This is a genomic window from Pararhizobium qamdonense (assembly GCF_029277445.1).
GTDB lineage: Bacteria > Pseudomonadota > Alphaproteobacteria > Rhizobiales > Rhizobiaceae > Pararhizobium > Pararhizobium qamdonense.
In genome coordinates this window covers 282,530-296,678 of the sequence record NZ_CP119566.1, presented here as the reverse complement: position 1 = coordinate 296,678, position 14,149 = coordinate 282,530, and the positions used below count along the sequence as shown (strand labels likewise).

The window sequence follows — 14,149 nt, the reverse complement described above, 5'->3', positions numbered from 1 at the left end:
GGAAACCCGAATCACATGATCATATGTGTATTCAATACCTTGAAGCGTGCCCCGGCCTTTCGGCTGGGTGCGTTCAGGGTCATTCGTCCGGTTGCAAATCGCCACGCAGTGCTAAATCGAAATCCCACTGACGCGGGCCTCGTTCAATTCCGATTGCAGTCCGGCATGTCTTCGTCTGTTTGCCGCCTCAACGACAAGACATCCCATCCGCGACGCGTCTGTTCCGCATCTTCGTCACGAATCATTGTGCCAAAAACATACGCCTTCGGGGAATCCTCGGGAAGGGCGGAGCAAAAAAAGAGGCCGCGATCTCCTGTCAAGATCGCGGCCTCTATATGTTGTGGATTATCCGGGTAAGGACTAGTAGCGGTAGTGTTCCGACTTGAACGGGCCCTGCGGCGTCACACCGATATAGCCGGCCTGTTCTTCCGAAAGTTCGGTCAGCCTGGCGCCGAGCTTGGCCAGATGCAGACGGGCGACCTTCTCGTCGAGATGCTTGGGCAGGATATGAACGCCCTTGTCATATCGCTCGCCCTTGGTGAACAGCTCGATCTGGGCCAGAACCTGGTTGGAGAACGATGCCGACATCACGAAGGACGGATGGCCGGTTGCGTTGCCGAGATTGAGCAGGCGGCCTTCCGACAGAAGGATCATGCGGTTGCCCTTGGGGAACTCGATCAGATCGACCTGCGGCTTGATGTTGGTCCATTTCAGGTTGCGCAGTGCGGAAACCTGAATTTCATTGTCGAAATGGCCGATATTGCCTACGATGGCCATGTCTTTCATCTCGCGCATGTGGTCCATGCGGATGACGTCCTTGTTGCCGGTCGTCGTGATGAAGATGTCGGCCGAGGAGACGACGTCTTCGAGCTGAACGACTTCAAAGCCGTCCATGGCGGCCTGCAGGGCGCAGATCGGATCGACTTCCGTCACCTTGACGCGGGCGCCGGCGCCGGAAAGCGAAGCGGCAGAACCCTTGCCGACATCGCCGTAACCGCAGACGACGGCAACCTTGCCGGCCATCATCACGTCGGTGCCGCGGCGGATACCGTCAACCAGCGATTCCTTGCAGCCATACTTGTTGTCGAACTTCGACTTGGTCACCGAATCGTTAACGTTGATGGCCGGGAAGGGCAGAAGGCCCTTGGCATGCAGCTGGTAGAGACGGTTGACGCCGGTGGTGGTTTCTTCCGTCACGCCCTTGATGGCATCGCGCTGCTTGGTGAACCAGCCCGGCGAAGCGGCCAGGCGCTTCTTGATCTGGGCGACGAGGATTTCCTCTTCTTCCGATTCCGGCTTCGACAGCACATCTTCACCGGCTTCGGCGCGGGCGCCGAGCAGGATGTACATGGTGGCGTCGCCACCGTCATCGAGGATCATGTTGGAAACGCCGCCATCGGCCCATTGAAAGATCTGGTCTGTGTAGGTCCAGTATTCTTCCAGGCTTTCGCCCTTGACCGCAAAGACCGGAACGCCGGTGGCGGCGATCGCGGCTGCAGCGTGGTCCTGCGTCGAGAAGATGTTGCAGGATGCCCAGCGCACGTCGGCGCCGAGTGCAGTCAGCGTTTCGATCAAGACGGCCGTCTGGATGGTCATGTGCAGCGAGCCGGTGATGCGGGCGCCCTTCAGCGGCTTTGCAGTGCCGAATTCTTCGCGGCAGGCGATCAGGCCCGGCATTTCGGTTTCGGCGATGGTGATTTCCTTGCGGCCAAAATCGGCAAGGCCGATATCCGCAACCAGATAGTCGTTTGTCGTGCTCATGAGATACTCCGGGCTGGTGCCGTGAACGGCGTCCTGACATTTTGGCAGGGCCGGGCAGGGCGCACTTAGAATTCGCGCTTCCCGCCGTCAGCAGGAAGTTTGTTCCTCAATTATCAGGAAATGCGAAAAGGAGCAACAGGACATAAAGAAGTCTTTATATCTTTATGTCTCTTACCCGGCCAAGGTCAGATTTCTTCGCCGAACTTGTCGGCAACCAGAGCGTCGAGGGCATCAAGCGCTTCCTGTGCCTGGCGGCCGCTGGAGGTGACGGAAACCGAGGAGCCGGTGCTGGCTGCCAGCATCATCAGGCCCATGATCGAGGTGCCGCCGACAGTCATGCCATCCTTCGAGACATGGATCTCGGCATCATAGCCCTCGACCGTCTGCACAAACTTGGCGGAGGCGCGGGCATGCAGGCCACGCTTGTTGACGATCAGAAGGTCGCGGGAGAGCGTCATGGCCTCAGTCCCGTTACTTGCCACTGAGGACACGGCTTGCGACATTGATGTATTTCCTGCCTGCTTCGGACGCTTCGACGAGGGCCTTGTCCATATCGCTTTCGCCACGGACGCCGGCCAGTTTGATCAGCATGGGAAGATTGACGCCGGCAATGACTTCGACGGTGCCGCTTTGCATGACCGAGATCGCCAGATTGGACGGTGTGCCGCCGAACATGTCAGTCAGGATGATCACGCCATTGCCTTCGTCGGCGGCGAGAACCGCATGCAGGATGTCCTGCCGGCGCTGATCCATATCATCCTCGGGGCCGATGCAGACAGTCTCGATTGACTTTTGCGGACCAACGACATGCTCCAGCGCATGACGAAACTCTTCAGCCAGCTTGCCGTGTGTGACAAGCACAAGTCCGATCATGGTGTCTTCGCTCCAACTGCATCTGCAAATCTAAGGATGGTCAGATATCGCAATGCAGCAATTCCGTCCACCTTTAGGGCGGCCATCTTGGCAAGGAAAAGGCGAATGGCAAGTTAAAAATCCGCAATTACTGCCTTAAGAAGCATCATTGTCCTTGAAAATTGGCATTTTGAGGCAAAATAAGCCGCAGAATTTCAAAGGAATTCAAGCCTTCGCCAAAGGGAAGCCGGCACAGCGGCAAAAAATCGCCGGATGGCAAAGAAAACTGCTCATTTTCCGGCGCCAGACGCGGTTCAAACGGCGATTTGACCGGCAGAATGGCGAAATCGATGACGGCCGCCGGGATGGTCTCGACAGCAATGATGCGTGAACCGCGGATTTCGGCAAGGCCGGCAATCGAGGCCGGGCGACGGGCGATAGCGCGTCCATTGTGCCTGGACATCAGCACCTGGTCGTCCGAGACGAGGGCTGCAAACAATCCGCAATGACGTGCCGCCGCTATGCAGGAGAGCGCCAGCATCGTCTTGCCCGAACCGGACGGGCCGACAAACAGAAAACCGCTGGTTCCGATCACGGCGGCGGTCGCGTGAACATTGACCGCCGGGTTCGTCACGCGTGGTTCTCGATCGGAAGCGACAGGATGAAGCGGGCGCCGGTGATCTTGCCGCTCGCATCCATCATGTTCTCGGCCTTCAACGAGCCGCCATGGGCCTCGGCGATCTGGCGGGAGATGGAGAGACCCAGGCCCGAATTCTGGCCAAAATCTTCGCCATCCGGACGGTCGGTGTAGAAGCGTTCGAAAATCCGGTCGATATCTTCGGCCTGGATGCCCGGGCCATTATCCTCGACATAGATGATGCAGCGGCTTCGGGTCCGGGTCAGCCGCAGGACGATGCGCCCGCCCTGGTCCGGAACAAAGGAGCGGGCATTCTCGATCAGGTTCGTGATGATCTGGCCGATGCGCAATTCATAGCCGCCGACATCGAAGCGCGCCTTCGGATTGTCCTTGCGCTCGACGGCGAAACTCATCTCGACGATCTTCTTGCCGCTGCGGATCTGGCGCGACAGATCGACAAGGCCGCCGAGCAGTTTTTCCAGGTCCACTGCCTTCGCATCACTGCGGGCAAGCTCCGCATCGAGCCGGGAAGCATCGGAGATATCGCTGATCAAGCGGTCGAGACGGCGCACGTCATGTTGGATGACGTCCATCAGCCGCTTCTTGGAATCGTCGGTGCGCGCCAGCGGCAGCGTCTCCACGGCACTGCGCAGCGAGGTCAGCGGGTTCTTCAGTTCGTGGCTGACATCGGCGGCAAAATTCTCGATGGCGGCAATACGGTCATACAGCGCCGTGGTCATTTCGCGCAGGGCAACGGACAGGTTGCCGATCTCATCCTGGCGCGACGAGAAATCCGGAATTTCCTCGCGTTCCTTGGCGCCGCCCCGCCGCACCCGGATGGCGGCGGCCGACAGGCGACGCAGCGGGTTGGCGATCGTGCTGGAGAGCAGCAGCGACAGGATGACGTTGACGAGGGCGGCGACGCCGAAAACCCGGATGATGGCCAGCCGCTCGGCATGGACGATCTTGTCGATATCGCCGGCCTGCGTCGACAAAAGCAGCACGCCGAGAACCGCGCGGAAACGCTGGACGGGCACGGCGACGGAGACGATCAGCTCGCCCTTTTCGGTGACCCGCACGACGGCGCCGCGAACGCCGGTCAGCGCATTCATGACTTCGGGGTAGATCGCGCCGTTGCCACCCGGCGGCTCCTTGTAGAGCGGCAGGTTGCCCGGCTGCAGCACCCGGTTAAACCAGGAGTTCAGCCGTTCCGACCAGGTCACGGCCTCCGGCTCGATCGGCGGGAGGTCGAAGCGCAATACCTGGCCGCCGGTATAGAGATGACGCGAATCCAGCAGGAGATCGGCATCGGCGTCAAACAGGCGGGCACGGGTGCGGGTCGGCGATATCAGCCGCCGCAGCACCGGCGCCACTCGTTCCTGGTTGATCGGGAATTCCAGATCCTCGTCGCTCGGCAACGGCGTGATGCTTTGGCCCGCCTGCAGTTCCAGTAGCTTTTCGGGATCGATGGTAATCGAATTGGTATCGACGGAGGCAGATGCCGCAATCGCGCCGGCGATAATTTCGCCCTGCGTCAACAGGCTTTCGACGCGCGCATCGATCAGCCCTTCGCGGAATTGATTGAGGTACATGATGCCGCCGACGAGGACGACGAGCGCGACGAGATTGAAAAACAGGATCCGGCGCGTCAGGCTGGAAAACACGGCATTGCCGAAGATGCGGCGAATCAGCGTGAACGGATGCGCCCACTTGCGGCCGGAAGCCGCCCGTGTTTCGCCCTCATCCAAATCGATATTGCGCAAGACTTCGACCAAGCCTTCAACTCCCGCTTTCGCGGCCCCTGTATGTCAATGGCAACAACTGCCGTTCAATGGCAGCAACTGCCGTGCAATGGCAGATTTGCCTGCCGTCCGCCGGAGGGCGGAATGGAGATCACGCTTGCGTCTCTCCTGGCGCGGAGCCGTATCATACAGCTCAACCCAAGGCCACGCCAGATTGCACGAAGGGCAATGCCCGGCGTGGCGGGGAGACCAAAGTCAGCCTCAGGCGGATTCGCGGAAGCGGTAGCCGACGCCGTACAGCGTTTCGATCATGTCGAAGTCGTTATCGACCATCTTGAACTTCTTGCGCAACCGCTTGATGTGGCTGTCGATGGTGCGGTCATCGACATAAACCTGTTCGTCATAAGCGGCGTCCATCAGGGAATCGCGGCTTTTCACCACGCCGGGGCGCTGCGCCAGGGAATGCAGGATCAGGAATTCGGTGACTGTCAGCGTCACCGGCTCGTTCTTCCAGGTGCAGGTGTGGCGCTCCTGGTCCATCGACAGCTGGCCGCGCTCCAGCGAGCGGGCCTGGATATCGGCGGCACTTCTGGCGGCGCCAGCACCGGTGCTTGCAGCGGCGGCTGCCTCGCGATTGGCCGAGCGGCGCAGGATCGCCTTGACGCGCTCCACCAGAAGGCGCTGCGAGAAAGGCTTGGTGATGAAATCGTCGGCACCCATCTTCAAGCCGAACAGTTCGTCGATCTCTTCATCCTTGGAGGTAAGGAAGATCACCGGGATATCGGATTTCTGCCGCAGGCGGCGCAGAAGCTCCATGCCGTCCATGCGCGGCATCTTGATATCGAAGATTGCGAGCTGCGGCGGCCGCGCCAAAAGACCGTCGAGAGCCGAGGCACCGTCGGTATAGGTTTCGACCTTGTAGCCTTCCGCCTCCAGCGCAATCGACACTGAAGTCAGGATATTCCGGTCGTCATCGACAAGTGCGATCGTCTGCATCGTATAGGGCTCCACCATTTCGCTGCGCCTCCGAGGCCGGCCCGGTTTTCCGGGGCTCTGCTGCGGTCAGAGGCGTTTCATGAGTATAAAGGTGGAACAAATTGTGGCGAAGTAAAATGCAAAAGCAACGTGCATGACGCCAAGCGGGTGTTTCCGGCCAAAAATCGGCACTCGAAAAGCTTCATTTCAACCGATTAAAAAAGCGATATTTTCTTTTAAATCGATTAATATACTGATATCATTGTATTTTTTACGACAGCAATCTTGTCTTTTCTCCGTTCTCCTTCTATGGTCCCGCATCTCAAACGTTCTGTCGGCAAACCACGGAGGAAAGCTGGACCATGCAGGAACTCGGCATTCGCAACCCATCCCTTGGGCTGGAATCAATCGGTTTCACCAACCTGGACATGGTTCGGTACAACTTTGGCACCGCTGAACTCTATGAGGAAATCCTGCGCCGCGGCGAAGCGCAGCTGACCGCCGACGGTGCCGTGCGCGCCTTGACCGGCCAGCACACCGGCCGCTCGCCGAAGGACAAGTTCGTCGTTCGCGATGACACGACCGCCGATGAAATCTGGTGGGACAATAACAATGCGATGTCGCCGGAGCATTTCGCCGTGCTGCATCAGGACATGCTCGACCATGCCAAGGGCAAGTCGCTCTATGCGCAGGACCTGATCGGCGGCGCCGATGCGGAAAACGCGCTTGCGACCCGCGTCATCACGGAATTTGCCTGGCACTCCCTGTTCATCCGCAATCTCCTGATCCGCCCGGAAAAAGCAGAGCTCGCCGCCTTCACGCCGAAGCTGACGATCATCGATCTGCCGGACTTCAAGGCCGATCCTGCCCGCCATGGCTCGCGCACCGAAACGGTGATCGCCTGCAACTTCTCCAAGGGCATCATTCTGATCGGGGGCACGTCCTATGCCGGCGAGATGAAGAAGGCCGTCTTCACCATGCTCAACTATCTGCTGCCGGCCAAGCGCGTCATGCCGATGCATTGCTCCGCCAATGTCGGCCCCAACGGTGACGCAGCCGTCTTCTTCGGCCTGTCCGGCACTGGCAAGACGACGCTGTCGGCCGATCCCAAGCGCACGCTGATCGGCGACGACGAGCATGGCTGGGGCGAACATGGCATCTTCAATTTCGAAGGCGGCTGCTATGCCAAGACCATCCGCCTGTCGGCGGAAGCCGAACCGGAAATCTTCGCGACCACCCGCCGCTTCGGCACAGTGCTCGAAAATGTCGTGCTCGATGAAAACCGCAAGCCGGATTTCAACGACGGCTCGCTGACTGAGAATACCCGTTGCGCCTATCCGCTGGATTTCATCCCGAATGCCAGCAAGTCTGGAACGGCCGGACATCCAGGCACGATCATCATGCTGACCGCTGATGCATTCGGCGTCATGCCGCCGATCGCCCGCCTGACACCCGATCAGGCCATGTATCACTTCCTTTCCGGCTACACCGCCAAGGTCGCCGGCACCGAAAAAGGCGTGACCGAGCCGGAAGCAACCTTCTCGACCTGCTTTGGCGCCCCCTTCATGCCGCGTCATCCATCGGAATACGGCAATCTGTTGAAGGCGCTGATTGCCGAGCACGGCGCCAATTGCTGGCTGGTCAATACCGGCTGGACCGGCGGCGCCTTCGGTGTTGGAAGCCGCATGCCGATCAAGGCGACGCGTGCGCTGCTTGCGGCGGCCCTCGACGGGTCGCTCGCTTCTGCCGATTTCCGCACCGACAGCAATTTCGGCTTTGCCGTGCCGGTTGCGGTCCCGGGTGTCGATAGCAGCATCCTCGATCCGCGCTCGACTTGGAGCGACGCCGTCGCCTATGACGCGCAGGCCCGCAAGCTCGTCGATATGTTCGTCGCGAACTTCGCCAAGTTCGAGAGCCATGTCGATGGCAGCGTGCTCGATGCGGCGCCGGGCGTGAAGCTCGCAGCCGAATAAGCAAGCCCCCTCAGAGGGTTGCAGACCATGATTCACGTGAAACCCGGCGCGAAAGTGCCGGGTTTTTGCGTGGCTGTCCTGTTCGCGCGTTTTCAAGTCCGCCATCCTGTGAGATAGAGCGATGGAAGGATGAAACACCATGGCCAGCGATCCGCTCTACATCAACGACCGCATTGTCATCGCCGGCTGGGAGCTGACGGAGCAATTCGTGCTGGCCGGCGGCCCCGGCGGCCAGAATGTCAACAAGGTCTCGACGGCGGTGCAGCTGTTCTATGGCCTCGCCGCCTCGCCAGCCCTGCCGGAGCGGGTGCGCGATAATGCCATCAAGCTGGCCGGCCGCAAGGTCTCCAAGGATGGCGTGCTGATGATCGAGGCGAGCCGGTTTCGCAGCCAGGAGCGCAACCGCGAGGATGCGCGCGAGCGGCTAAAGGAGCTGATACTTAAGGCTGCCGAACCGCCGCCGCCGCCGCGACGCAAGACCAAACCGACCAAGGGATCGATCGAACGCCGCCTGAAGGAAAAGACCGGACGCGGCGAAGTCAAGAAGATGCGCGGCCGTCCGGAAAACGATTGATCGCCGCAATTTTCATCCGGGCCTTGTTTTTTCCGCATCACTGCACTCTGTTGGGGTTGAAGAAACCCGCAAAAGGAGATGCGCCATGGGTCTGTTCAGCTTTATCAAGAATGCCGGCAAGAAGCTCGGCATCGGCGGCGATGACGATGCGCCGGATGTCGAAGCGGTGAAGAAGGAGCTGGCGTCCCACGATCTCGGCACCGACAAGGTCGATGTGGCGGTCGAGGGCGACAAGATCGTGCTCAAGGGCGTGGTGAAGGACCAGTCCGCCTTTGAAAAGGCCGTCGTTGCGGTGGGCAATACGCTCGGGATTTCAAAGGTAGAAGCGGCCGACCTGAAGGTGGCCGATGGCGCAGCCACCCCCGCAGCAGCCAAGGACCCGGTCTTTTACACGGTGAAAAAGGGCGACAACCTCTGGAAGATCGCCGAAGCGCAGTATGGCAAGGGCAAGGGCGCGAAGAACACCGTCATCTTCGAAGCCAACAAGCCGATGCTGACCCATCCGGATAAGATCTATCCCGGCCAGGTCCTGCGTATTCCGGCTCTCGATCAGGCCTGATCATGAAAACAGCCGGCGCAGTTTTGTCGATTGCCGTTGCCGTCATGATGATGGCAATCAGCGGGCCTGCGCTGGCCCTGACGTTCCGCGAGCCCGCCAAGGGCTCGGCGGAGCGGGCGGCCATCATGGATACCTTGCGCCCCGCCGTCGAGGCAGAGATGCGCGGACCCGTCGAATTCGTCGTCACCACCATCCGGGTGACGCCCAATTGGGCCTTCGTTCAGGTCGAGCCGCAACGGCCGGGTGGCGGCGCGATCGATCCCGAGGAGACCGGCTTTGCCGGTGAAAGCGATATGATGGATGGGCTTACGGTCTATGGCCTGATGGGCTTTCAGGCCGGCCGGTGGAACCTGATCGATCATATGGTCGGGCCGACGGATGTCGGCTATGCCGATTGGCAGCAACGCTATGGCGTCCCGGCTGCTTTGCTCGGGCTGGAATAGGCTTTCCGATGCAGGTTCTGCCAAAGGGTATCCGGCATATTCCCGGTTTTCTCGACCGGCCGCGCCAGGAGGCCCTCGTCGAAAACATCCGCGCGATCGTTGCCGATGCCCCGCTCTACGTGCCGGTGATGCCGCGCACCGGCAAGCCGATGTCCGTGCGGATGACCAATTGCGGGTCTCTCGGCTGGGTAACGGACAAAGAGCGCGGCTATCGCTATCAGCCGCTGCATCCCGTCACCGGCAAGCCCTGGCCGGTAATACCCGATGCGCTTTTGGACATCTGGCGCACCGTCTCTGGAACCTCCAAGGAACCCGAGGCCTGCCTCGTCAATTTCTATGCTGACGACGCCCGTATGGGCCTGCACCAGGATCGTGACGAAAAAGACCTGGAAACGCCCGTCGTATCGATTTCGCTTGGGGATAGCTGCCTGTTTCGCGTCGGCAATACCGAGCGCAGCGGCGGAACGCTGTCGTTCAAGCTGTCGAGCGGCGATATCGTCGTTCTCGGCGGCGAGGGGCGGCTCGCCTTTCATGGCGTCGACAAGATCTACCCGAACACATCGACGCTGTTGAAGAAGGGCGGCCGGATCAACCTGACGCTCCGCCGTGTCACGCTTTAAAGCGTTAGAGCTTGCGCAGCGCCACCGTCTCGGTGAGGTGGTTGGGGCCTTTTTGCAGGATCAGGTCGGCGCGCGGCCGCGTCGGCAGGATGTTCTGGCGCAGGTTCTTCAGGTTGATGTTCTGCCAAAGCCCTTCGGCGATCGCCAGCGCTTCGTCCTCGCTCACCTGCGCATAGCGCTTGAAGAAGGATTCCGGATTGCGGAAGGCCGTCTGGCGCAGGCGCATGAAGCGGTTGACATACCAGGTGTGGATCAGGCTTTCCTCGGCATCGATATAGATCGAGAAATCGAAGAAATCCGAGACCATCGGCACGATCTTGCCATCGGCCGGCAAATGGCGCGACTGCAGGACGTTGATGCCCTCAAAAATCAGAATATCCGGCCGGTCCACGACCTGGAACTGGTCGGGCAGCACATCATAGGTCAGGTGCGAATAGGTTGGCGCCTGGACATTCGGCTGCCCAGCCTTGATCGCCGACAGGAAGCGCAACAGCGCACCAATATCGTAGCTTTCCGGAAAGCCCTTGCGGTCCATCATATTGTCCCGCAGCAATGTCGCGTTGGGATAGAGGAAGCCGTCTGTGGTCACCAGATCGACCTTCGGGCTCGATGGCCAGCGTGACAGGAGCTCGGCCAGAATACGCGCCGTGGTGGATTTGCCAACCGCCACGGAACCGGCAATGCCGATGACGAACGGCGTCTTGGCGTCGTTCGACATGCTGAGAAACTGCTGGCGCTGGGCAAACAGCCGTTGCGAGGATTCCACATGGGTGGACAGGAGACGCGACAGCGACAGGTAGATGCGCCGGACCTCGCTCAGATCGATCGGGTCGTTCAGCGACCGCAGCCGCTGGACCTCGTCGGCCGACAACGTCAGCGGCGTATCGGCCCGGAAATGCGACCATTCCTCGGCGGAAAAGAACCGGTAGGGCGAATAGTCCTTGTTGTCGAAATGATCCGGAATATCGGCCGGCGCGATCTCTTTGGCGACGATTGTCATGACGTGTCTACCGGCTTGCCTTTTCCTGGAGCCCTGACTGGCTTGTCCGCCGCTCAAGTTCGTTCATCACATCCTGCAATGGAATGTCAGCAATTTTCAATACGACCATAAGATGATAAATCAGATCGGCGCTCTCCGCGACCAGGTTGGCGCGGTCGTTGCTAATGGCGGCAATCACGGTTTCCACCGCTTCCTCGCCCAGCTTCTTGGCCGCCTTCGCCTGCCCATGGGCCACCAGTTTGGCTGTCCAGGATTCGTCCGGCGAAGCCTTGGCCCGCAAGGCAACGATCGCTTCGAGATCGGAAAGGCTGAAATTGCTCATCTGTCTTCTATCCTGAGGCTCAATCGAGCCGCATGGCAATGCCATGCTCTGCCATATAGCGCTTGGTTTCGCCGATACTATAGGTGCCGAAATGGAAGATCGAGGCCGCCAGCACCGCCGTCGCATGGCCGTCGCGAATACCCTCGACCATATGATCGAGCGTGCCGACGCCGCCGGACGCGATGACCGGGACGGACACACGGTCGGCAATCGTGCGTGTGAGCGCGATATCGTAGCCCGCCTTCGAGCCGTCGCGGTCCATCGAGGTGAGCAGCAGCTCGCCGGCGCCGAGCTTCACCATCTTTTCAGCAAAGGTGACGGCATCAATACCGGTTGCCTGGCGGCCGCCATGGGTGAAGATCTCCCAGCGGTCCTCCTCGCCGGCTTGCGACACTTTCTTGGAATCGATCGAGACGACGATGCACTGGTTGCCGAACTTGTCGGCCGCTTCGGCAACGAAGTCCGGATTGCTGACGGCAGCTGAATTGATCGACACCTTGTCGGCACCAGCCAGGAGAAGCTTGCGGATATCGGCCACACTGCGCACGCCGCCGCCAACGGTCAGCGGCATGAAGCAATGATCGGCCGTGCGGGCAACGACGTCGAAGATCGTGTCACGATTGTCCGAAGACGCAGTGATATCGAGGAAACAGAGTTCATCGGCACCGGCCGCATCATAGGCCTTGGCCGATTCGACGGGGTCACCAGCATCGATCAGATCGAGGAAACTGACACCCTTGACGACACGGCCGTCCTTGACGTCGAGGCAGGGGATAACGCGGGCTTTGAGGGTCATGCCGCTTGTCCTTTGGCGTTACGGATCAGCGCCAGCGCTTCCGCCGGATCGATGCGGCCGTCATAGAGCGCTCGGCCGGAAATTGCGCCTTCGAGTTTGGCGGCGTTCGGTTGCACCATGCGGCGGATATCGTCCATCGAGGCGAGGCCGCCCGAAGCGATGACCGGGATGGAAACGGCATCCGCCAGTTCCAGTGTCGAATCCCAGTTGATACCGGTCAAGATGCCGTCGCGGTCGATATCGGTATAGATGATCGCGGAAACGCCGGCGCCTTCGAATTTGCGTGCCAGTTCGATGACGCCGAGTTCGGAAGCCTCCGCCCAGCCCTCGACAGCCACCTTACCGCCCTTGGCATCGATGCCGACGGCGACCTTGCCGGGAAACGTTTTGCAGGCCTCGATCACCAGCGCCGGATAGCGCACGGCGACGGTGCCGAGAATGACGCGGGCAAGGCCGCGCGACAGCCAGTTTTCAATATGATCGAGCGTGCGGATGCCGCCGCCCAGCTGCACCGGGTTCTTCGTCGATTGCAGGATCGCATCGACCGCAGCCCCGTTGACGGTTTCGCCGGCAAAGGCGCCGTTGAGATCGACCACATGCAGCCATTCGAACCCTTGGTCCTCGAAGGCCTTGGCCTGCCCGCCGGGATCGGCATTGTAGACGGTTGCCTGCTCCATGTCGCCGAGCTTGAGGCGAACACACTGGCCGTCTTTGAGGTCGATGGCGGGAAAAAGGATCATGTCAGGGTTTCCAGCGCAGAAAATTCGAGATGAGGGCGAGGCCGAGCGTCTGGCTTTTTTCCGGATGGAACTGAGCGCCGGCCTTGTTGCCGCGTGCAACAAATGCCGTCACCGGGCCGCCATAAGCGGTGGTGGCAATCAGGTCGTCCGGATTTTCGACGGCGAGATGGTAGGAATGGACGAAATAGGCATGCAACCCGTCGGTACCCGTCCTGATCCCCTCAAACAGTGGATGCGGCTTGTTCAGCGTCAGCGTGTTCCAGCCGATCTGCGGGATCTTCAGTGTGGGATCGGAAGGCTCCATCTTGACGACGTCGCCCTTGATCCAGCCAAATCCTTCCGTGGTGGTCTTTTCAAGCCCGCGCGATGACATCAGCTGCATGCCGACACAGATGCCGAGAAACGGGCGGCCGGAAATCTCCACGGCCTCGTTCAGCGCCTCGCGCATGCCATCGACGGCATCGAGCCCGCGGCGGCAATCGGCATAGGCGCCGACGCCGGGAAGGACGATCCGGTCGGCGCTGGCAACGCGGTCGGCCTTGTCGGTGAGTTCGATATCAGCCGTGATCCCGGCTTCGCGCACTGCCCGCTCAAATGCCTTGGTGGCCGAGCGCAGATTGCCAGATCCGTAATCGATGATCGCAACGCGCATCAGCGTTCTCCATAATGTTCAAACAGGCCGACAGCGGCCCGGCCATCGGCGGGCTTTGCAACGGCCACCGGCAGCACCGGCGGTTGCCACGCCGTTTCAGCTGCGACAGGCGTGGTTTCAGCCGCCTCGTGATTGTAGATCATTTCGGCTGTTACCAGATCGTCGGCGGTGACGATCGCCTGCATCGTCCAGCCCCTTGCCTGCAGGCGGCTGGCAACGAAGGCTGGACCTTCGAGCGCGACAAGAAGGCGCAAAGCCAGCTCGATCAGGAAACCGGCCGCGCTTGACTCGGGCGTCGCAAAGGCTATGAGCCCCTGCAGGAGGGCAACAGCGATACCAGCCACCCATTGGCGCTGGAACAGCAGCCAGAATGCCGGAAAGACGAAGGCGATCCAGGAAAACCTGTCGGCGATGAAGCGCGCTTTGTCATCGCTCTTTGGAGCGCCGGGAGACGTCAGAACCAGATAGGAGGCCATATCAGCCAACTTTCACTATGGGCCGGA

Annotated in this window: 17 protein-coding genes; 5 read left to right on the top strand and 12 right to left on the bottom strand. The window is 60.4% G+C overall.

Going from position 1 to position 14,149, the window contains the following annotated elements; all coding sequences use genetic code 11:
• Positions 1 to 360: 360 nt before the first annotated feature.
• The 6 genes from ahcY to PYR65_RS01480 form a co-directional block, all read right to left on the bottom strand.
• Complete coding sequence (gene ahcY, locus PYR65_RS01505) at positions 361 to 1,761, bottom strand: adenosylhomocysteinase (protein WP_276119619.1); 1,401 nt, start codon at positions 1,759 to 1,761, stop codon at positions 361 to 363.
• Between the two features lie 185 nt (positions 1,762 to 1,946).
• The gene (locus PYR65_RS01500; protein ID WP_060640326.1) at positions 1,947 to 2,219 is read right to left on the bottom strand and encodes an HPr family phosphocarrier protein; all 273 of its coding nucleotides are present in this window, start codon (positions 2,217 to 2,219) and stop codon (positions 1,947 to 1,949) included.
• Positions 2,220 to 2,232: 13 nt separating this feature from the next.
• Positions 2,233 to 2,634, bottom strand: a complete 402-nt coding sequence (locus tag PYR65_RS01495; protein WP_037096714.1) for a PTS sugar transporter subunit IIA — start codon at positions 2,632 to 2,634, stop codon at positions 2,233 to 2,235.
• A 145-nt stretch (positions 2,635 to 2,779) separates the two neighbouring features.
• Positions 2,780 to 3,247 carry an HPr kinase/phosphorylase gene (locus tag PYR65_RS01490; RefSeq protein ID WP_276119618.1) on the bottom strand — a complete coding sequence of 156 codons (468 nt, stop codon included), beginning with the start codon at positions 3,245 to 3,247 and terminating at the stop codon, positions 2,780 to 2,782.
• Positions 3,244 to 5,025, bottom strand: coding sequence for a sensor histidine kinase (locus PYR65_RS01485; protein ID WP_276119617.1), 1,782 nt, complete (start codon positions 5,023 to 5,025; stop codon positions 3,244 to 3,246). The genes PYR65_RS01490 and PYR65_RS01485 overlap by 4 nt, the downstream gene beginning before the upstream one ends.
• A 228-nt stretch (positions 5,026 to 5,253) precedes the next feature.
• Positions 5,254 to 5,988 carry a response regulator transcription factor gene (locus PYR65_RS01480; protein ID WP_200953636.1) on the bottom strand — a complete coding sequence of 245 codons (735 nt, stop codon included), beginning with the start codon at positions 5,986 to 5,988 and terminating at the stop codon, positions 5,254 to 5,256.
• A 341-nt stretch (positions 5,989 to 6,329) separates the two neighbouring features.
• On the opposite strand from PYR65_RS01480, the gene PYR65_RS01475 reads away from it, so the two are divergent.
• The 5 genes from PYR65_RS01475 (at position 6,330) to PYR65_RS01455 (ending at position 10,136) form a co-directional block, all read left to right on the top strand.
• The gene (locus PYR65_RS01475) at positions 6,330 to 7,940 is read left to right on the top strand and encodes a phosphoenolpyruvate carboxykinase (RefSeq protein WP_276119616.1); all 1,611 of its coding nucleotides are present in this window, start codon (positions 6,330 to 6,332) and stop codon (positions 7,938 to 7,940) included.
• Positions 7,941 to 8,079: 139 nt separating this feature from the next.
• Positions 8,080 to 8,514 carry an alternative ribosome rescue aminoacyl-tRNA hydrolase ArfB gene (arfB, locus tag PYR65_RS01470; RefSeq protein ID WP_276119615.1) on the top strand — a complete coding sequence of 145 codons (435 nt, stop codon included), beginning with the start codon at positions 8,080 to 8,082 and terminating at the stop codon, positions 8,512 to 8,514.
• A gap of 85 nt (positions 8,515 to 8,599) precedes the next feature.
• Positions 8,600 to 9,073 carry a peptidoglycan-binding protein LysM gene (gene lysM / locus PYR65_RS01465; protein ID WP_060640332.1) on the top strand — a complete coding sequence of 158 codons (474 nt, stop codon included), beginning with the start codon at positions 8,600 to 8,602 and terminating at the stop codon, positions 9,071 to 9,073.
• A gap of 2 nt (positions 9,074 to 9,075) precedes the next feature.
• Positions 9,076 to 9,516: a hypothetical protein gene (locus PYR65_RS01460; RefSeq protein WP_276119614.1), complete on the top strand. Its 441-nt coding sequence runs from the start codon at positions 9,076 to 9,078 to the stop codon at positions 9,514 to 9,516.
• Positions 9,517 to 9,524: 8 nt separating this feature from the next.
• The gene (locus PYR65_RS01455) at positions 9,525 to 10,136 is read left to right on the top strand and encodes an alpha-ketoglutarate-dependent dioxygenase AlkB family protein (RefSeq protein WP_276119613.1); all 612 of its coding nucleotides are present in this window, start codon (positions 9,525 to 9,527) and stop codon (positions 10,134 to 10,136) included.
• Between the two features lie 4 nt (positions 10,137 to 10,140).
• On the opposite strand, the gene coaA is transcribed toward PYR65_RS01455, so the two are convergent.
• Genes coaA through PYR65_RS01425 form a run of 6 tightly spaced genes read right to left on the bottom strand, consistent with a single transcriptional unit; the run spans position 10,141 to position 14,122 of the window.
• A complete protein-coding gene (gene coaA, locus PYR65_RS01450) occupies positions 10,141 to 11,136 on the bottom strand; it encodes a type I pantothenate kinase (protein WP_060640335.1) in 996 nt (331 codons plus the stop codon).
• Between the two features lie 7 nt (positions 11,137 to 11,143).
• Positions 11,144 to 11,458, bottom strand: coding sequence for a phosphoribosyl-ATP diphosphatase (locus PYR65_RS01445; protein WP_276119612.1), 315 nt, complete (start codon positions 11,456 to 11,458; stop codon positions 11,144 to 11,146).
• 19 nt (positions 11,459 to 11,477) lie between these two features.
• Complete coding sequence (gene hisF / locus PYR65_RS01440; RefSeq protein WP_276119611.1) at positions 11,478 to 12,254, bottom strand: imidazole glycerol phosphate synthase subunit HisF; 777 nt, start codon at positions 12,252 to 12,254, stop codon at positions 11,478 to 11,480.
• Positions 12,251 to 12,994, bottom strand: a complete 744-nt coding sequence (gene hisA, locus PYR65_RS01435; RefSeq protein WP_276119610.1) for a 1-(5-phosphoribosyl)-5-[(5-phosphoribosylamino)methylideneamino]imidazole-4-carboxamide isomerase — start codon at positions 12,992 to 12,994, stop codon at positions 12,251 to 12,253. Before hisA ends, hisF begins: the two co-directional genes overlap by 4 nt.
• A 1-nt stretch (position 12,995) precedes the next feature.
• On the bottom strand, positions 12,996 to 13,646 hold the full coding sequence (gene hisH / locus PYR65_RS01430; protein WP_276119609.1) for an imidazole glycerol phosphate synthase subunit HisH: 651 nt from the start codon (positions 13,644 to 13,646) through the stop codon (positions 12,996 to 12,998).
• Positions 13,646 to 14,122, bottom strand: coding sequence for a DUF2628 domain-containing protein (locus PYR65_RS01425; RefSeq protein ID WP_276119608.1), 477 nt, complete (start codon positions 14,120 to 14,122; stop codon positions 13,646 to 13,648). Before PYR65_RS01425 ends, hisH begins: the two co-directional genes overlap by 1 nt.
• Between the last annotated feature and the right edge of the window lie 27 nt (positions 14,123 to 14,149).